The following is a 19,186-nucleotide window of genomic DNA, read 5'->3' on the forward strand; positions in this document are numbered from 1 at the left end:
CCTTGCCGCTCCGGGAAGGGCGCCGGTAGAAGATCACCAGCCGAAGCTACCGCTCGGTATTCCACAGCCGGGACCCGAGGGCCGGGCCCGGCGGCACGGGGGGCGATCTCATGTACAGGACCCATCAGCCAGCCGCTCACGCGCCCAGGAGCCGGGGCGCCGGCGCCGCTCCGCCCCGCCGCGGCGACCCGCGGCGGCCGGCCGCCCACCGGCGCGAGCGCGAGCTCCGGCGGCCGCACTACTGGTTCGCCGAGCGGCTGCTGCTCACGCTCAGCGGGCAGCGGCCGGTGCACTGGATGCTCGGCCACACCCTCCCGGCCGCCTACGACCAGCTCGCCGAGCTCGCGCCGCGGCTGCCGCTGCGCCCCGCCCCGCCGGGCCGCAGCGCTCCCGTCCTGCGCGGGTGCGGCCACTTCCAGCCCCGGCCCGGAGTGATCGAGGCCTTCGCGCGGATCGCCTCGGGCGACCGGCTCCAGGCGCTGGCCTTCCGCCTGGAGCACGGCCCGGACCGGCGGTGGCGGTGCGCCGCCGTGGAGCTGGCCGGAGCCCGCGGCTGAACGGCCCGGAGCACGACGAGGGGGCGGAACGCGTTCCCGCGCCCCGCCCCCTCGTCAGGCCCGAGACGGGCCGTGGGTCCGGTGTTACTTCTTGCGGCGGCGGCCGCCGCTGGCGTTCTTCTGGGCCTTGCGGCGCTCGGCGCGGGTCAGGCCGTCGGCCTCGGAGCGGAACTCACCGGTGTCGTCGGAGGCGAAGTCCGTCTCGATCGTGCCGCCCTCCCCGTCCACCGTCGGGGCGGAGAAGTGCAGGCGGTCCGGGCGCTGCGGGGCGGCGAGGCCCTTGGCGCGGATCTCGGGACGCGCGGCGGGCACGGTGTCCTGCACCTTCTGCAGCGACGGACGCTCCTCGTCCTGCACCGGGACCTCTTCGAGCTGCTGGTCGACCTGGACCTCCAGGTTGAACAGGTAGCCGACGGACTCCTCCTTGATGCCCTCCATCATGGCGGTGAACATGTCGAAGCCCTCGCGCTGGTACTCCACCAGGGGGTCCTTCTGGGCCATGGCCCGCAGGCCGATGCCCTCCTGGAGGTAGTCCATCTCGTAGAGGTGCTCACGCCACTTGCGGTCCAGGACGGACAGCACGACGCGGCGCTCCAGCTCCCGCATGATGTCCGAGCCGAGCTGCTCCTCGCGGGCCGCGTACTGCTCGTGGATGTCGTCCTTGACGGACTCGGCGATGAACTCGGCGGTGATGCCCGCGCGGTCGCCGGCCGCCTCCTCCAGCTCCTCGATGGTCACCTTGACGGGGTAGAGCTGCTTGAAGGCGCTCCACAGCCGCTCCAGGTCCCACTCCTCGGCGAAGCCCTCGACGGTCTCCTGGCGGATGTAGTCGTCGATGGTGTCGTCCATGAAGTGCTGGATCTGCTCGTGCAGGTCCTCGCCCTCCAGGACGCGGCGGCGCTCGGCGTAGATGACCTCACGCTGGCGGTTGAGGACCTCGTCGTACTTCAGGACGTTCTTACGGGTCTCGAAGTTCTGCTGCTCGACCTGCGACTGGGCGGAGGCGATGGCACGGGTGACCATCTTGTTCTCGATCGGCACGTCGTCGGGGACGTTGGCCATGGCCATGACGCGCTCGACCATCTGGGCCTTGAACAGGCGCATCAGGTCGTCGCCCAGGGACAGGTAGAAGCGGGACTCGCCGGGGTCGCCCTGTCGGCCGGAACGGCCGCGCAGCTGGTTGTCGATGCGGCGGGACTCGTGGCGCTCGGTGCCCAGGACGTACAGGCCGCCCAGCTCCTTGACCTCCTCGAACTCCGCCTTGACCGCGGCCTCGGCCTTCTCCAGGGCTGCGGGCAGCGCGGCGGCCCACTCCTCGACGTGCTCCACCGGGTCCAGGCCGCGCTGGCGCAGCTCCGCCTCGGCGAGGTCGTCGGGGTTGCCGCCGAGCTTGATGTCGGTACCACGGCCGGCCATGTTGGTGGCGACGGTGACGGCGCCCTTGCGGCCGGCCTGGGCGACGATCGACGCCTCGCGCTCGTGGTGCTTGGCGTTGAGCACCTCGTGCTGGATGCCGCGCTTGGACAGCTGCTGCGAGAGGTACTCGGACTTCTCGACCGAGGTGGTGCCGACCAGGATCGGCTGGCCCTTCTCGTGCTTCTCCGCGATGTCCTCGACGACGGCGGCGAACTTCGCGACCTCGGTGCGGTAGATGAGGTCGGACTGGTCCTTGCGGACCATCGGCCGGTTCGTCGGGATCGGCACCACGCCGAGCTTGTAGATCTGGTGGAACTCGGCGGCCTCGGTCATGGCCGTACCGGTCATACCGGACAGCTTGTTGTAGAGGCGGAAGAAGTTCTGGAGGGTGATCGTGGCGAGCGTCTGGTTCTCGTCCTTGATGTCCACCCCTTCCTTCGCCTCGATGGCCTGGTGCATGCCCTCGTTGTAGCGGCGGCCGGCGAGGATACGGCCGGTGTGCTCGTCGACGATCATGACTTCGCCGTCCATGACGACGTAGTCCTTGTCCTTCTTGAACAGTTCCTTCGCCTTGATGGCGTTGTTCAGATAGCCGACGAGCGGGGTGTTGACCGACTCGTAGAGGTTGTCGATGCCCAGCCAGTCCTCGACCTTGCTCACGCCGGCCTCGTGGATGGCGACCGTGCGCTTCTTCTCGTCGACCTCGTAGTCGCCGGTCTCCTCGACGCCCTTCTGCGGGTTCGCCGGCTCACCCTTGGTCAGCCGGGTGACCAGCTTGGCGAAGTCGCCGTACCACTTGGTGGCCTGGTCGGCGGGGCCGGAGATGATCAGCGGCGTACGGGCCTCGTCGACCAGGATGGAGTCGACCTCGTCGACCACGGCGAAGTTGTGGCCGCGCTGCACCAGCTCCTCCTGCGACCACGCCATGTTGTCGCGGAGGTAGTCGAAGCCGAACTCGTTGTTCGTGCCGTAGGTGATGTCGCAGGCGTACTGCTCGCGGCGCTGCGCCGGCGTCATGTTGGCGAGGATGCAGCCCACGGACAGGCCGAGGAACTTGTGCACCCGGCCCATCAGTTCCGAGTCGCGCTCGGCGAGGTAGTCGTTCACCGTGATCAGGTGGACGCCGTCGCCGGAGAGGGCGTTCAGGTACGCGGGGAGGGTGCCGACGAGGGTCTTGCCCTCACCGGTCTTCATCTCCGCGACGTATCCCATGTGCAGGGCGGCGCCGCCCATGAGCTGCACGTCGTAGTGACGCTGGCCGAGCACCCGCTTTGCGGCCTCGCGGACGGTCGCGAAGGCCTCGGGCATCAGGTCGTCCAGGCTCTCGCCATCGGCGTACCGCTGCTTGTACTCCTCGGTCAGGGCACGCAGCTCGGCGTCGGAGAGGCCGACGAAGTCCTCTTCGATGGAATTGACCTGGTCCGCGATGCGGTGCAGCTTGCGCAGGATCTTGCCTTCTCCTGCACGCATGATCTTGCCGAAGACGGACACGTAGGCTGGCTCCTTGCCGGTCGGGCCTGGGCACGGTGGGGTGCGCGGGCACGACGGGACAGTCCCCGCCGCAACGGCCATCGTAAGCGAGGACCCCACCGCGCCGGGAGGTCCGTCATTGCCGAGGCCGGGTGTCACCCGCAGTGAGAACGAACGGCGGTCCCCGAAGGTGCCGGGCGGCGATGATTCGGGCTCATTCTCCACCTCCCTCCCTAGACTCCGGCCATGGAGCCCATAAGCCTGAAAACAGACCGCCTCGTCCTGCGCCCCTTCGCGCCGTCGGACGCGCCCGCCGTCCACGCGGCCTGTCAGGAACCGGACATTCCGCGCTATACGAGCGCACCCTCCCCTTATACGCCCGAGCACGCGCGCGTGTTCGTCGAGGACACCTGCCCCAAAGGCTGGCGGGAGGACTCCCTGTACACCTTCGGCCTCTTCACCCGGGACGACGCACAGCGGCTGGTGGGCTCGATGTGCCTCGTCCGGCTCGCGCTGTCCACGCCCGAACGCCAGGCCGAGCTGGGCTACTGGACGGCGAAGGAGCAGCGCGGCCGCGGCTACACCGTGGAGGCGGCGCGCGAGGTGGTCCGCTGGAGCTTCGCGGACCTGGGCGTGGAACGCATGGAGTGGTACGCGGAGGCCGGCAACGAGGCGTCGCGCGCGGTGGCCCTGAAGATCGGATTCCGGATGGAGGGCACCATGCGCGCGAAGATCCCCTACAACGGCACCCGCCGCGACGCCTGGGTCGGCTCGCTGCTGCCCTCCGACCTGGGGCTGCCGACGGACGCCGCCTACCTGCCCTTCCCGGAGCGCGGCTGATCGCCACGGCCGTTGTCAGTGGCCGCCCCTAAGGTGTGCCGCATGACAACTGCCGCCGCCGCACAGGGCCGTGGGGCCCGGGTCCGCTCCCGTGCCGACCTCCCGCACCGGGCCGAAGCCGAGCTCTCCGCCGACGAGGCGCGTCGCATCGCGCTGCGCGCCCAGGGCCTGCTGGGCGCACCCGACCGGCGGGCGGGGGTACGGGGGGTGCTGCGCCGGCTGGGGGCGGTCCAGCTGGACACGATCTCGGTGCTGGCCCGGTCGCACGAACTGGTGCCGTACGCCCGGCTCGGCGCCATCGGGCGGGACGCGGTCGAGTCGGCGTACTGGAGCGGAGACCGCGCCTTCGAGTACTGGTCGCACGCCGCCTGTCTGCTGCCCGTCGAGGAGTGGCCGCTCTTCGCCTTCCGGCGCCGGGCCTTCCAGGCGCGCGGGCACCGCTGGCACGTGATGGCGGACGCCGAGCGCTCCTGCGCGGCCGTCCGGGACCGTCTGAAGGCCGACGGCCCCCTGACGGCCACGGAACTGGGCGGCGCCAAGAACGGCGGCGAGTGGTACGACTGGTCCGAGACGAAGATCGCGGTCGAATGGCTGCTCGACACCGGCGAGGTCGTCTGCACCCGGCGCCGCGGCTGGAAGCGCGTGTACGACCTGGCCGAGCGCGCGGTGCCGGACGAGCTCTTCCACGACGACCTCGACGACGCCACGTGCACACGGCGCCTGGTGGCGCAGGCCGGCGCGGCGATGGGCGTGGCCACCCGGGCGGACCTGGCGGACTACCACCGGCTCAAGGGCGAGCAGGTCGACGCGGTGATAGCGGACACGGGCCTGGTGCCGGTCGAGGTGGCGGGCTGGGGCAAGCCGGCGTGGGCCGATCCGGCGGCGCTGGCCACCGAGCCCCGGGGACGGCATCGCACGACGCTGCTCTCGCCGTTCGACTCACTGGTGTGGGACCGGCCGCGCACGGAGCGGATGTTCGGCTTCACCCACCGGCTGGAGGCCTACGTGCCCAAGGAGAAGCGGGTCCACGGCTATTTCGCCATGCCGCTGCTGACGGGCGGCCGGCTGGCGGGCCGCGTGGATCCCGCGCGCGACGGCAGGACGCTGGTGGCCCGGCAGGTGTCCCTCGCGGGTCCGAAGGCCGTCGAGCCCATGGCGCGTGCGTTGTGGGAGGCGGCCGGCTGGGTGGGCTGCGACGCGGTGCGGATCGAGCGCTGCGACGACGCGGAGCTGGCGGCGCGCCTGCGGGCGGCGGTCGCCTGAGCACGGTGCGGGTGCCCTCCTCCGCCCTCCTGCCGGGCGGCGGCTCCCTGGGTCAGCGGATCTCCAGGATCTTCTCCCGCATCGCATAGACCACGGCCTCCATGCGCGAGTGCAGCTGGAGCTTCTCCAGGATGTTGCGCACGTGGTTCTTCACCGTGTTCTCGCTGATGAACAACTCCTTGGCGATGTCACGGTTGTTCATACCGGTGGCGACGAGCTTGAGCACCTCGAGCTCGCGGTCGGTGAGCCGCGGCGCCGGCACGAGCCGCCGCTCGTCGGTCCGCTGGATCATCGACTTGAACTCGGTGAGCAGCTTCGACGCCATCGAGGGGCTGATCTGCGACTGCCCGTCGGCGACGGCGCGGATCGCCGTCGCCACCTCGTCGGTGGAGATCTCCTTGAGGAGGTAGCCGGTGGCTCCGGCCTTGATGGCGTCGTAGAGGTCGGCTTCCTCGTCGCTGATCGTCAGCATGATGATCTTCGCGCTGGGGGCCACCTCCTTGATGGAGGTGCAGGCCTCGATGCCGCCGCGCTTGGGCATCCGCACGTCCATCAGCACGATGTCGGGCAGCAGGTCGGCCGCCTTGTCCACGGCCTCGGCGCCGTCGCCCGCCTCCCCGACGACCAGGATGTCCTCCTCCTGCGCCAGGACGATCTCCAGACCGCGCCGGAAGAGCGCGTGGTCGTCCACGACCAGGACCCTGATCGGCTCCTCGCGGGTGGTGCCCCCGCCCCGGTCCGCGCAGCGTGCGCCCTCGTCGTCGTCATCGCCGGGCACGAGTACGGGCCCGAACCTCTCCGCCATCGTTCCTCCCCCTCGAGGCCGGCCCCTCGCCGTCGGTCGGTGCTGTACCGCGCCAATCGATTCCGGCGGACCGGCGGTTGGCCGCCCGGCCATGATTTCATGCCGGACCGCCGGGATCGGCTTTCCCGGCCGCACGGTGGTGCCCCGGGAGCGTGGAACGCTCCTGGGGCACCGTCACACGGTCTGCGGCTCACCCGGGCCACGGCCGGTCGTTTCCGGCCACGGCCCCGCGCTCAGCCGCCCAGCTCCCCGCCCGCACCACCGGGCTCTCCTTCGAAGAGCGGGTCGGCGTTGAGGTGGATGACGCCGTAGTCATAGGCGTGGCGTCGGTAGACGACGCTGGGCATCTTTGTCTCGGAGTCGACGAAGAGATAGAAGTCGTGGCCGACCAACTCCATTTCGTAGAGCGCCTGATCGAGAGTCATCGGCGCGGCGGAGTGGGTCTTCTCGCGGACCACCAGGGGGCCTTCTCCCCTGATCTCCAGTGGTCCGATGTGGGTGACGGGCACCTCGCCCTCGCCCTGCTCCGTGGTGAGTTCACCGCTGGCGTTGATCCCCGCGGCACCGATCACCGTCGCCGCGACGCCGGACGCCGGGATCCGGCCGTTGCCCCGGCGGTCGTGCCGCTTGTCGTGCTCCTTGCGCAGCCGGGCCTCGAGTTTGGCGGCGGCCAGGTCGAGCGCAGCATAGGGATCCGTCGCCGCCGCCTCCGCCCGGATCACCGGTCCACGCGAACGTACGGTGATCTCCACGCGGTCGGAGCGGTCGGACTGCCTGGGGTTGGGCTCCTTGGACACCTCCACGTCGAGGCTGATCACCTTGCCGTCGAGCTTCTGGACCTTGTCCAGCTTCAGCTTCTCGGCCACGTGCTTGCGAAACCGCTCGGGCACCTCTGTCTTGCGGCCCTTGACGACGATGTCCACGCAGAACTCCGTTCCCGGATCGCTCCGCCGAAGGTTGCGGAGCGCATCCCTCTTGCATCAGGCTCCGGGGATCCCCAGAGCCACCGACTAGGCGGTTTTCACCTCCTCCTCCCCAGGGGACAAGATCCACACCCCACCGGCTGCGCGCTTCCTTCCAGCTTCGATGAAGGGATACGAAGCGCGCCAATCGGAGATTTGAGGCATAGCTCCTGCCATTCCTCACAACCGAACATATCTCGCTCGGAAGCCCGTCGGTACCCCCTGTTGCAACGTACCTCCATTCAGGTGTTTTCCTGCCGTTTCCCACAGGAACGCGTTACGTTCCACGCCAGTTCCGGTTGTTTTCGAAACTTCGCGATGCAGCTGCGATCACCGCGGCACCGGCAACCGGCCCACCCGACAGCCGGACCGCACGGGCCGCCTCCGCCAGGGAAGCGCCCGTCGTCATCAGGTCGTCCACCAGCACCACCGGCCCTCCGGTCCGCCACAGCCGGCTCACCCCCGCGGCTACCCCCATTGCCCCTGACACATTCGCCCGGCGCTGCCGGGCGTCGAGCCCGGCCTGGTCCGCCACCGCGCGCCGCAGGCGCAGCACCGGGGCCACCCGCGCGGGCACCCCGGCCCCCCGCAGCTCCCGGGCCGCCGCCAGCGCGAGGCGCCGCCCCGCGTCATGGCCCCGCCCGGCCACCGACCTCCGCGCGGAAGGCACCGGGACGAGCAGTAACGGCCCGCTCGGGCCCCGCCCGCCCCACCCCGCTGCTGTGTGACCGGCCCCCCGCACCACACCCGCCAGCGCGGCGCCCAGCGGTTTCGCCAGAGCGAGCGCACCCCGCTCCTTGTGCGCGAGCAGCACCGACCGCACACCCTCCGCATAGGGAGCGGCCGCGTGCACGGGCGGCAGCCCCGGCGGTTCCGGATCGGGCCGTACACGCCGGGCCTCCCGCCCGTTCAGCCGCGCACCGCAGCGCGCGCACAACACGGACCGCGGCAGGCCGCACCCCGCGCATTCGGCCGGCATCACCAGGCCGGCCATCTCCTGCCACCACCCGCGCATGGAACCACTCTCCCGCCGCGGAGGCCCCCTCGCCACCCCTGTGGATAACCTCCCGGGCAGGGCTACGACCAGCGACGACGCGTGACCGCCCGCTGTCGCGGCAGCCGGCGGGCCGCCCGGGCGGACAGCGGCGCACGCCGTCGCACGGCCGAGGGCGTCACCCCGGATAGACCGGAGCCGAGCCCTCCTTGCCCACGAGCTTCCAGTTGGTGTCCGGCAGCAGCCGCACGATGCCGCCCTCGCCCTCGGCGACCAGCGCCTGGGACTTGGCGGGGTTCTCCGAGGCGGCGACGCCGCGCACGCCCGTGATGCCGGGCAGGCCGGCGCCGTTGCCCTGCGAGCCGTCCGTCTCCACGTACTGCAGCTGCTGGAGCCCGCCCTGCTCGCTGCCGGCCACCAGGAGCCGGCTCGCCCCCGCCCAGGACACCGCGCTGACGTCCTCCAGCCGCGGCGCCACGGAGCGCAGCTCCTGCACCGACAACGTCGTCCGTCCCGCGCTCGCGTGCCGCTCGACCCTGCCGAGCTTGAGGGTCGTATGGTCGCCCTTCGTCACCAACAGCGCCACCCGCACCCCGTCCGCGGCCACCCGCAGCCCGGTGACACGGCCGTCGAGCCCCGCCACCGGCACCTCCTCCGGCGCCCCGGTGCCGCCGGGCAGGCGCAGCAGCCTGGGCCGGTCCGGGTCCTGGTCGGCCACCCACAGGTCACCGAGCCCGTCCCAGCTCGGCGCCGTCAGCCCCGTCTTCGGCGCCGTGCCCCCGTGGACGGCCAGCCGGGCCTCGCCGAGCGCCGCGCCGGCCCGCATGGCCGTCACATACAGCGACTGGCCGTTCGCCGATACGCCCGCGGCATGCCCGTCACCGCGTTCCACCGCCACCGACCGCAGCGGCACACCGCCGTCCGCACCCAGCGGACCGGGTACCCGGTGCGCCTCGTCGTCGCCGTCGGTCAGGGCGACCATCCGGTGCTGACCGTCGACGAAGTACTGCCGGCCCGGCCGGCCCGACGTCTGCTCGGAGGCGTACGACTTCGCCTCCTCCTTGCCGAGCACGCACAGCCGCGAGCCGTCCTTGCGCTGCAACGTCACGTCCGTGACCTTGGCCGACTCCTGGACCGTGTACAGCAGCTGCGCTGCCATGCGCAGGCACTGCTCCTGGCTGGCGCCCGCCACCCGGTCGTTGAGCCGCACCTTGAGCGCGTTGGAGTCGTCCAGCGACAGCCGCCGGTCCTCCAGGCGCGTACCGCTCGGGAAGGACGTCACGGCGACCGGGTCGAGCCAGCCCGTGGGCCCGTCCAGCAGCGCCCGCACGGTCGTGGTCACCGTGTCTATGCGCTTGCGCAGATAGACGGGGTCCGCGACGAGCCCCGGCCGGGCCTTGCCCGAGCCGCCCTCGCCGCTCCCCCGCTCAGCGAAGTAGTACTTGTTGACCGAACGGTAGATGCGCTGGAAGTCCGAGACACCGATCACCAGCCCGGCGTTCAGCTGGTCGATGCGCCACTCGCCGTCCTCCCGCGCCATGTGCAGCTGGGTCTTGAAGTCCTGCTCCTCCGGCGTGTACGCGTGCTTGGCGTCCACCGTCGCGACCTGCCGGCCGGTCAGCGTCACCGTGTAGGAACCCTGCTCCCGGTCCCCGCCGATGCGCTCCACCTTCACCTGCGGCGTCGCGGACAGCACCGTGGTGCGCGCCGACGGGTCCCACTGGCGCTTCACCGACTTCGCCAGGTACATCCGGGCCGTCTCGTAGTCCGGATCGTCACTGGTCGTCGCCTCCAGGAAGCCCGTCACGAGCTCCATCGGCTGCTCCGCCTTGCGCGGCGGCACGCCGTAGACACGCACCTGCGCGTCCGCGTCGGCGCGCTGCGAGGAGTCCACCGAGCTCACCTCGCCGCTGCCCGGCATCGACGCGCAGCCGGCCAGCAGCGCGCCGCAGGCCGCCAGCGCGACCAGACCCGCCGTACGCCGACGGCCGGTGCCCCTACCCCTGACCGTCACGGTCGCCTCCGGTCGCGTCGCGGCCATGCCCCGCGGGCTTGTCGTTCCTCACCCCGCCGTGCCGCGTCACCACGCGCGCACCGCTGCCGGGCAGCGCCGTCGGATCGGCCGTCGCCCGGACGTTCCGCGCCTGGGGCGGTACGGACACCGCCGACGCCTGCGGCTGGGGCGCGGGCGAGCCGCGACCCGGCAGCACGGGCGGCATCCCGGCCTCGTTCATCCCGCGGTTGCGCCGCGAGTCCTCCGGCTCCAGCGGGATCGGCGAACCGCGCAGCGTGTCGCCCGCCGTACGCGGCAGGGTCAGCCGGAACTGCGAGCCGCCGCCCGGCTCGCCCCAGGCCTGCAACCAGCCGCCGTGCAGCCGGGCGTCCTCCACGGCGATCGACAGGCCGAGGCCCGTGCCGCCGGTCGTCCGGGCCCGGGCCGGGTCGGCCCGCCAGAAGCGGTTGAACACGCGGGTCGCCTCACCGGGCTTGAGCCCCACGCCGTAGTCGCGCACCGCGACCGCGACCGCGCCGCCGGCCGCGGCCAGCCGTACGGCCACGTCCTTGCCCTCGCCGTGCTCCACGGCGTTGACCACCAGGTTGCGCAGCACGCGCTCCACCCGCCGGGCGTCCGCCTCCACGATCACCGGCTGCTCGCCGCCGCGCACCAGCAACCTGCTGCCCTTGCGGTCCGCCAGCGGAAGCGCCCCGTCTATCACCCGGTTCACCACGTCCCGCAGGTCTATCGGCTCGGCCTCCAGCGCCGCCGCGCCCGCGTCGAACCGGCTGATCTCCAGCAGGTCGGCCAGCAGCGACTCGAACCGGTCCAGCTGCCCGAACAGCAGCTCCGCCGACCGCGCGGTGACCGGGTCGAAGGAGTCCCGCGCCTCGTGGATGACGTCGGCCGCCATGCGTACGGTCGTCAGCGGCGTCCGCAGCTCGTGCGAGACGTCGGAGACGAACCGCCGCTGCATCCGCGACAGCTCCTCCAGCTGCTGGATCTTCACCTGGAGGTTCTGCGCCATCTTGTTGAAGGCCTCGCCCAGACGCGCGATGTCGTCCTCACCGGTGACCTTCATCCGCTCCTGCAGCACACCGGCGGCCAGCCGCTCGGAGATGCTCGCCGCCATCCGCACCGGGGTGACGATCTGCCGCACCACCAGCCAGGCGATGGCACCCAGCAGCACCACCACGAACACACCGGCCGTCGTCAGCGTGCCCTTGACCAGACTGAGCGACTTCTCCTCCTGAGTGAACGGGAAGAGGTAGTACAGCTGGTACGGCTTGCCGTTGACGTCGTAGAGCCGCTTGCCGACGATCAGCGCCGGCTCACCCTCGTCCGAGGCGCTGCGCTTGATCGTTCCGGGCTTCTCGAACGTCCCGGTCCTGCTGTCCAGCTGCCGCCGCAGATCGGCGGGCACGCTCAGCTCGGGGTCGATGTCACCGGACGCGCGCGGACCGCGCGTGCCGCCGCCCACGTACGAGGTGTCGCCGCTGTCGCCCGCGCTGAGCGCCACCACGTGGTAGACGCCCTGACCGCCGCTGGCCAGCTGCTGCACGAGGGCCGTCAGCCACGCGCCGGGGTCCGGGTTGGCCCGGCCGCCGGAGGGGGTGCCGTCCTGGCCCCGGCCGTCGGCCCCCGGGTCGGCGGCCGCGCGGGCCGCCTTGAAACCGCCCTCGGCCTGGCTCTGCGAAGCGTGCTGCTTCGCCTCCAGCAGGCCGTTGCGCACCTGCCCGATGACCACCAGGCCGAGGAGCAGGACCACGCCGAGCGACATCAGCAGCGTGGTGGCCACCACCCGCAGCTGGATGTTGCGCCGCCACAGCCGCATCGCGGGGAGCAGCGGACGCCGCACCCAGCGCACGTACAGCCGCAGCAGCGGGTGCACCGGCGCCGTGGCCGCACCGTCCGGCAGCAGCCTGCCGGCACGCCACAGACGCCTCAGGAAAGATATGCCGCCCGCCGTGTCGACGGGCCGCCCCGCGTCCCGCTCCGGGGCGGCACCGTTGCCCGACATGTCAGCTCGGCCCCGCCTTGTAGCCCACACCACGGACGGTCACCACGATCTCCGGCCGCTCGGGGTCCTTCTCGACCTTCGAGCGCAGCCGCTGTACGTGTACGTTCACCAGCCGCGTGTCGGCGGCGTGGCGGTAGCCCCAGACCTGCTCCAGGAGCACCTCACGGGTGAACACCTGCCACGGCTTGCGCGCCAGCGCCACCAGCAGGTCGAACTCGAGCGGCGTCAGCGCGATCGACTGGCCGTCGCGCTTCACCGAGTGCCCGGCCACGTCGATGACGAGGTCACCGATCGCCAGCTGCTCCGGCGCCGGCTCCTCCGACCTCCGCAGCCGCGCCCGGATCCGGGCCACGAGCTCCTTCGGCTTGAACGGCTTGACGATGTAGTCGTCCGCGCCGGATTCCAGCCCGACCACGACGTCGACCGTGTCGCTCTTCGCGGTCAGCATCACGATCGGCACCCCGGACTCGGCGCGGATCAGCCTGCACACCTCAATGCCGTCACGGCCCGGCAGCATCAGATCCAGCAATACAAGATCCGGTTTGGCCTCCCGAAAAGCGGCGAGTGCCTTGTCGCCGTCCGCTACGAACGACGGCTCGAAACCCTCACCACGAAGCACGATTCCGAGCATCTCGGCCAGTGCGGTGTCGTCGTCGACGACAAGGACGCGTCCCTTCATATCGACATCATCCCATTACCCGATCGTGACCTGGCACACAGCTCCGCCAAACCCTCCTCCGTCACGGGGGAAACAACCCCGTTTTCCGTGACAATCGCGGTCACCAACTCGGGCGGTGTGATATCGAACGCAGGGTTGTAGGCCTGCGTTCCGAGCGGTGCGAGGGGCGCCGAGGCGCCGGAACCGGGAAACTCCGTGACCTCCAGCCCGGACCGCTGTTCCACCTCGATCGAGGCCCCGTCCGGGGTGCGGGGGTCGACGGTCGTGGTGGGGGCCACGACGACGAACGGCACGTGGTGGTAGCGGGCCAGCACCGCCAGCGGATAGCTGCCCACCTTGTTCGCCACCGACCCGTCCGCCGCGATCCGGTCCGCCCCGACCAGCACGGCGTCCACCTCGCCCGCGGAGAACAGCGAACCGGCGGCGCTGTCGGTGAGCAGGGTGTACGGCATTCCCGCCCGCGCCGCCTCGTACGCGGTCAGCCGCGCCCCCTGGAGCAGCGGACGCGTCTCGTCCACCCACAGCCGCCGCAACTCACCGGCCCGGTGCGCGGCTCCCGCGACGGCCAGGGCGGTGCCCTCACCGCCCGAGACGAGGGCGCCCGTGTTGCAGTGGGTCAGCACGCGGAAGCCTCCGCCCGGCACCAGTTCCTGCAACAGCGCCAGACCGTGCTCCGCCATGCGCTCACTGGCCTCGGCGTCCTCACGGTGCAGCGCGCGTGCGGCGGCGAGCGTCGCGGCGGCGGCCTCCTGGGCGCCGGCGCCGTCCTTCAGGGCCGCGTGATGGGCGGAGAGGGCCCTGCGCACCCCGTAGGCGAGGTTGACGGCCGTGGGACGGGCGTGGGCGAGCAGTTCGGCGGCTTCGTCCACGTCGAAGCCCCGCACGGCCGCCAGCGCGAGCCCGTAGGCGCCCGCCACTCCCAGGAGTGGAGCGCCACGGACGGCGAGCGTTCGTATCGCCTCGACCAGGGCCGGTACGTCGGTGCAGACCAGCTCGACCTCCGCCGCGGGCAGCCGGCGCTGGTCGAGGAGGACGATCACGGGGCCCTCGGGCAGGTCCTCCCAGCGCAGGGCGGGGACCACGGGGACTGCTTCGGTACGGGACAGGGGCGCGGATGCGGTTACCGGTGCCGCGTGCTGATCAGCCATTAGTCCAGTCTGCCCCGCGCCCACCAACTATTGAAGGGCTCCCCTTCCCGGCTCCCCCTTACGAGCCCCCGTGCCGCTCAAAGGCCCGAAGGCTCCCCCACCGGCCCGTGACACGATGACTGACCGGCACTGACGGGCACGAGAAGGAGCAAGAGACACATGAACGACTCTCCGGGCCGGACCCCCGGCGGAGAACGGGCCCGCGCCGACAGCGGCGGCGGACAGCACGACCGGCGGGGTGGCGGTCCCGGCGGGGGCTGGGGCGGTCCCTGGAACGGCGGGCACGGGCCGCACGCGGCGCCACGGGCCCCGCAGCCGGGCGTGATACCGCTGCGGCCCCTGGCCGTCGGGGAAATCATCGAAGGGTCCGTCAGCACGCTGCGCAGGCACTGGCGTACGGCCCTCGGCGTGTCCCTCGCCGTGGCGGTCGGCACACAGGCCGTGGCGACGGTGGTCGAGCGTTTCAGGCCCCGTGGTTCGTCGGCTCTGACCACGCCGGAGGAGCTGGCGGACGCGACCCCGAGGGAGGTTCTCCACGCACTGGGCGAGAGCCTGACGGAGATCGCGACCACCTCGGTCATCGGCCTCATCGGCTCGATCGTCGCCAGCGCCATGCTGACCGTCGTCGTCAGCCGGGCGGTCCTGGGCCGCCCGGTCACCGCACGGGACGCCTGGGCGAACGCACGCCCCCGGCTGCCCGCCATGGCAGGGCTCTTCTGTGTGATTCCGCTGCTCATCGTGGGTGCGTTCGCGGTCGGCACGGCGCCGGGCCTGGTGCTCGTCGCGGCCGGAGCGGAGCAGGCGGGTCTCTCGCTCACGCTGCTCGGCGGAATGGCGGGGCTGGTCGGATCGGTGTGGCTCTGGATCCGCTACAGTCTCGCGGCACCGGCTCTCATGCTGGAACGGCAGGGTGTCATGGCGTCTCTGCGGCGAAGCGAAAAGCTTGTGCGAGGATCATGGGGCCGGATCTTCGGAATACAGATTCTCGCCGGCCTGCTGGTCTTTTTGGTGGCCACGATTGTTGCACTGCCCACCAGCCCGATCGAATTCATGATCACGGGAGAGGCGGGCAGCGACGATCCTTCGAGCTGGACGAATTTGATCTTCACTGGTGTCGCCGCGACCATCAGTTCCATGATCGCCCTGCCGATTACGTCGGGGATGACGGCGCTGCTGTATATGGACCAGCGAATCCGGCGCGAGTCGCTCGACATCGAGCTCACGCGCGCTGCCTCGGTGGGCGAAGGGCAGTAGAGGGCAGGACAATAGCGGAAACGAGAAACGCCTCGGGCCCGTCCCTTTCCAAGGACGGGCCCGAGGCGTTTCTCCACATCGAGGCGTTTCGGCACATGCGGCCGGTTGCTGGAAACGGCCTGTAAACGCAAGAAAGCCCTGGCGGGAACATGGTTCCCACCAGGGCTTTCTGAATAATTGTTCGGCGGCGTCCTACTCTCCCACAGGGTCCCCCCTGCAGTACCATCGGCGCTGAAAGGCTTAGCTTCCGGGTTCGGAATGTAACCGGGCGTTTCCCTAACGCTATGACCACCGAAACACTATGAAGTTAACCAACCCGGCAAAATCACAGGTCGTTACTTCAGAACCTACACAGTGGACGCGAGCAACTGAGGACAAGCCCTCGGCCTATTAGTACCAGTCAGCTCCAACCGTTACCGGTCTTCCACACCTGGCCTATCAACCCAGTCGTCTACTGGGAGCCTTACCCCATCAAGTGGGTGGGAGTCCTCATCTCGAAGCAGGCTTCCCGCTTAGATGCTTTCAGCGGTTATCCCTCCCGAACGTAGCCAACCAGCCATGCCCTTGGCAGGACAACTGGCACACCAGAGGTTCGTCCGTCCCGGTCCTCTCGTACTAGGGACAGCCCTTCTCAAGACTCCTACGCGCACAGCGGATAGGGACCGAACTGTCTCACGACGTTCTAAACCCAGCTCGCGTACCGCTTTAATGGGCGAACAGCCCAACCCTTGGGACCGACTCCAGCCCCAGGATGCGACGAGCCGACATCGAGGTGCCAAACCATCCCGTCGATATGGACTCTTGGGGAAGATCAGCCTGTTATCCCCGGGGTACCTTTTATCCGTTGAGCGACGGCGCTTCCACAAGCCACCGCCGGATCACTAGTCCCGACTTTCGTCCCTGCTCGACCCGTCGGTCTCACAGTCAAGCTCCCTTGTGCACTTACACTCAACACCTGATTGCCAACCAGGCTGAGGGAACCTTTGGGCGCCTCCGTTACCCTTTAGGAGGCAACCGCCCCAGTTAAACTACCCACCAGACACTGTCCCTGATCCGGATCACGGACCCAGGTTAGACATCCAGCACGACCAGACTGGTATTTCAACGACGACTCCACACACACTGGCGTGCATGCTTCACAGTCTCCCACCTATCCTACACAAGCCGAACCGAACACCAATATCAAGCTATAGTAAAGGTCCCGGGGTCTTTCCGTCCTGCTGCGCGAAACGAGCATCTTTACTCGTAGTGCAATTTCACCGGGCCTATGGTTGAGACAGTCGAGAAGTCGTTACGCCATTCGTGCAGGTCGGAACTTACCCGACAAGGAATTTCGCTACCTTAGGATGGTTATAGTTACCACCGCCGTTTACTGGCGCTTAAGTTCTCAGCTTCGCCCCACCGAAATGGAGCTAACCGGTCCCCTTAACGTTCCAGCACCGGGCAGGCGTCAGTCCGTATACATCGCCTTACGGCTTCGCACGGACCTGTGTTTTTAGTAAACAGTCGCTTCTCGCTGGTCTCTGCGGCCACACCCAGCTCAGGAAGCAAGTTCCCTCACCAGACATGGCCCCCCTTCTCCCGAAGTTACGGGGGCATTTTGCCGAGTTCCTTAACCATAGTTCACCCGAACGCCTCGGTATTCTCTACCTGACCACCTGAGTCGGTTTAGGGTACGGGCCGCCATGAAACTCGCTAGAGGCTTTTCTCGACAGCATAGGATCATCCACTTCACCACAATCGGCTCGGCATCAGGTCTCAGCCTTAATGTGTGACGGATTTGCCTATCACACGGCCTACACCCTTACCCCGGGACTACCACCGCCCGGGCTGGACTACCTTCCTGCGTCACCCCATCGCTTACCTACTACAAGTCTGGTTCGTCGGCTCCACCACTCCCCTTTGTCCGAAGACTCCAGGGCGGCTTCACGGACTTAGCATCGCCTGATTCGATATTGGGCGTTTCAAAGCGGGTACCGGAATATCAACCGGTTGTCCATCGACTACGCCTGTCGGCCTCGCCTTAGGTCCCGACTTACCCTGGGCAGATCAGCTTGACCCAGGAACCCTTAGTCAATCGGCGCACACGTTTCTCACGTGTGTATCGCTACTCATGCCTGCATTCTCACTCGTGAACCGTCCACAACTCGCTTCCGCGGCTGCTTCACCCGGCACACGACGCTCCCCTACCCATCACAGTCCCCGTTGGGGGTACATACTGCAATGACACGACTTCGGCGGTACGCTTGAGCCCCGCTACATTGTCGGCGCGGAATCACTTGACCAGTGAGCTATTACGCACTCTTTCAAGGGTGGCTGCTTCTAAGCCAACCTCCTGGTTGTCTCTGCGACTCCACATCCTTTCCCACTTAGCGTACGCTTAGGGGCCTTAGTCGATGCTCTGGGCTGTTTCCCTCTCGACCATGGAGCTTATCCCCCACAGTCTCACTGCCGCGCTCTCACTTACCGGCATTCGGAGTTTGGCTAAGGTCAGTAACCCGGTAGGGCCCATCGCCTATCCAGTGCTCTACCTCCGGCAAGAAACACACGACGCTGCACCTAAATGCATTTCGGGGAGAACCAGCTATCACGGAGTTTGATTGGCCTTTCACCCCTAACCACAGGTCATCCCCCAGGTTTTCAACCCTGGTGGGTTCGGTCCTCCACGAAGTCTTACCTCCGCTTCAACCTGCCCATGGCTAGATCACTCCGCTTCGGGTCTTGGGCACGCTACTCAAACGCCCTATTCGGACTCGCTTTCGCTACGGCTTCCCCACACGGGTTAACCTCGCAACATACCGCAAACTCGCAGGCTCATTCTTCAAAAGGCACGCAGTCACGACGCACCGAGCAAGCTCGATGCGCGACGCTCCCACGGCTTGTAGGCACACGGTTTCAGGTACTATTTCACTCCGCTCCCGCGGTACTTTTCACCATTCCCTCACGGTACTATCCGCTATCGGTCACCAGGGAATATTTAGGCTTAGCGGGTGGTCCCGCCAGATTCACACGGGATTTCTCGGGCCCCGTGCTACTTGGGTGTCTCTTAAACGAGCCGTCAATGTTTCAGCTACGGGGGTCTTACCCTCTACGCCGGACCTTTCGCATGTCCTTCGCCTACATCAACGGTTTCTGACTCGTCTCACAGCCGGCAGACTATGAAAAAGAGATCCCACAACCCCGCATGCGCAACCCCTGCCGGGTATCACACACATACGGTTTGGCCTCATCCGGTTTCGCTCGCCACTACTCCCGGAATCACGGTTGTTTTCTCTTCCTGCGGGTACTGAGATGTTTCACTTCCCCGCGTTCCCTCCACACTGCCTATGTGTTCAGCAGCGGGTGACAGCCCATGACGACTGCCGGGTTTCCCCATTCGGACACCCCCGGATCAAAGCTCGGTTGACAGCTCCCCGGGGCCTATCGTGGCCTCCCACGTCCTTCATCGGTTCCTGGTGCCAAGGCATCCACCGTGCGCCCTTAAAAACTTGGCCACAGATGCTCGCGTCCACTGTGCAGTTCTCAAGCAACGACCAGCCACCCATCACCCCACCACCGAAGCAGTGAGTGCACTGGGGCCGGCATCGCGAAGGTTCGAAACTTACGTTCCGTACCCTCAGATACCCAACAGCGTGCCCGACCCAGCCCCTCAGAAATTTCACGTTCCACGCCGAAGCAGTACTAGTGAACCCTCAAGAACTGTGCCGAATAGTCAACGTTCCACCCATGAGCAACCGTGCAAGACATTCGCTTGCAGTCGGCTATGTGCTCCTTAGAAAGGA

At 68.6% G+C, this 19,186-nt stretch carries 12 protein-coding genes and 3 rRNA genes (1 of these 15 running past the window's edge); 4 read left to right on the forward strand and 11 right to left on the reverse strand.

Translation table 11 applies throughout. From position 1 onward, the window contains the following. The first annotated feature begins 110 nt into the window (after positions 1-110). Positions 111-557, forward strand: coding sequence for an Rv3235 family protein (locus CYQ11_RS11585; protein ID WP_099200278.1), 447 nt, complete (start codon positions 111-113; stop codon positions 555-557). A gap of 84 nt (positions 558-641) precedes the next feature. Here CYQ11_RS11585 and secA read toward each other — a convergent pair whose 3' ends face one another. After that, entirely contained in the window at positions 642-3,464 is a 2,823-nt protein-coding gene (gene secA, locus CYQ11_RS11590) for a preprotein translocase subunit SecA (protein ID WP_099200277.1), read from the reverse strand. A 225-nt stretch (positions 3,465-3,689) separates the two neighbouring features. Here secA and CYQ11_RS11595 point away from each other — a divergent pair, with 225 nt between their 5' ends. Next, positions 3,690-4,283 (forward strand): GNAT family N-acetyltransferase, encoded by a 594-nt coding sequence (locus CYQ11_RS11595; protein ID WP_099200276.1) that lies wholly within the window; start codon positions 3,690-3,692, stop codon positions 4,281-4,283. Positions 4,284-4,325: 42 nt separating this feature from the next. Next, on the forward strand, positions 4,326-5,546 hold the full coding sequence (locus tag CYQ11_RS11600) for a winged helix-turn-helix domain-containing protein (protein ID WP_099200275.1): 1,221 nt from the start codon (positions 4,326-4,328) through the stop codon (positions 5,544-5,546). A gap of 52 nt (positions 5,547-5,598) precedes the next feature. Here CYQ11_RS11600 and CYQ11_RS11605 read toward each other — a convergent pair whose 3' ends face one another. From CYQ11_RS11605 to mtnA, 7 genes are all read right to left on the reverse strand, one after another. Next, positions 5,599-6,351, reverse strand: coding sequence for a response regulator (locus CYQ11_RS11605; RefSeq protein ID WP_099200274.1), 753 nt, complete (start codon positions 6,349-6,351; stop codon positions 5,599-5,601). Positions 6,352-6,584: 233 nt separating this feature from the next. Further along, positions 6,585-7,274 carry a ribosome hibernation-promoting factor, HPF/YfiA family gene (gene hpf, locus CYQ11_RS11610; protein WP_099200273.1) on the reverse strand — a complete coding sequence of 230 codons (690 nt, stop codon included), beginning with the start codon at positions 7,272-7,274 and terminating at the stop codon, positions 6,585-6,587. Positions 7,275-7,590: 316 nt separating this feature from the next. Next, a complete protein-coding gene (locus CYQ11_RS11615) occupies positions 7,591-8,328 on the reverse strand; it encodes a ComF family protein (RefSeq protein ID WP_099200272.1) in 738 nt (245 codons plus the stop codon). 157 nt (positions 8,329-8,485) lie between these two features. Beyond that, the gene (locus CYQ11_RS11620; RefSeq protein ID WP_099200271.1) at positions 8,486-10,348 is read right to left on the reverse strand and encodes an LpqB family beta-propeller domain-containing protein; all 1,863 of its coding nucleotides are present in this window, start codon (positions 10,346-10,348) and stop codon (positions 8,486-8,488) included. After that, the gene (gene mtrB / locus CYQ11_RS11625; RefSeq protein WP_104650986.1) at positions 10,305-12,323 is read right to left on the reverse strand and encodes an MtrAB system histidine kinase MtrB; all 2,019 of its coding nucleotides are present in this window, start codon (positions 12,321-12,323) and stop codon (positions 10,305-10,307) included. Before mtrB ends, CYQ11_RS11620 begins: the two co-directional genes overlap by 44 nt. Position 12,324: 1 nt before the next feature. Then, the gene (mtrA, locus tag CYQ11_RS11630) at positions 12,325-13,002 is read right to left on the reverse strand and encodes a two-component system response regulator MtrA (protein ID WP_009333493.1); all 678 of its coding nucleotides are present in this window, start codon (positions 13,000-13,002) and stop codon (positions 12,325-12,327) included. Then, positions 12,999-14,150, reverse strand: a complete 1,152-nt coding sequence (gene mtnA / locus CYQ11_RS11635; RefSeq protein WP_099200268.1) for an S-methyl-5-thioribose-1-phosphate isomerase — start codon at positions 14,148-14,150, stop codon at positions 12,999-13,001. Before mtnA ends, mtrA begins: the two co-directional genes overlap by 4 nt. Before the next feature lie 159 nt (positions 14,151-14,309). Between mtnA and CYQ11_RS11640 the strand changes: the two genes are divergently transcribed. Further along, positions 14,310-15,404: a hypothetical protein gene (locus CYQ11_RS11640; RefSeq protein WP_181143637.1), complete on the forward strand. Its 1,095-nt coding sequence runs from the start codon at positions 14,310-14,312 to the stop codon at positions 15,402-15,404. Between the two features lie 179 nt (positions 15,405-15,583). On the opposite strand, the gene rrf is transcribed toward CYQ11_RS11640, so the two are convergent. The 3 genes from rrf to CYQ11_RS11655 form a co-directional block, all read right to left on the reverse strand. After that, positions 15,584-15,700 (reverse strand): 5S ribosomal RNA (gene rrf / locus CYQ11_RS11645). Between the two features lie 74 nt (positions 15,701-15,774). Next, positions 15,775-18,898: ribosomal RNA gene (locus CYQ11_RS11650) — 23S ribosomal RNA — on the reverse strand. Between the two features lie 282 nt (positions 18,899-19,180). Continuing rightward, a 16S ribosomal RNA gene (locus CYQ11_RS11655) occupies positions 19,181-19,186 on the reverse strand; it runs 1,518 nt beyond the window's last position. Together the 16S, 23S and 5S rRNA genes form the textbook arrangement of a ribosomal RNA operon.

This window comes from Streptomyces cinnamoneus (genome assembly GCF_002939475.1).
In the GTDB taxonomy this organism is placed as follows: domain Bacteria; phylum Actinomycetota; class Actinomycetes; order Streptomycetales; family Streptomycetaceae; genus Streptomyces; species Streptomyces cinnamoneus_A.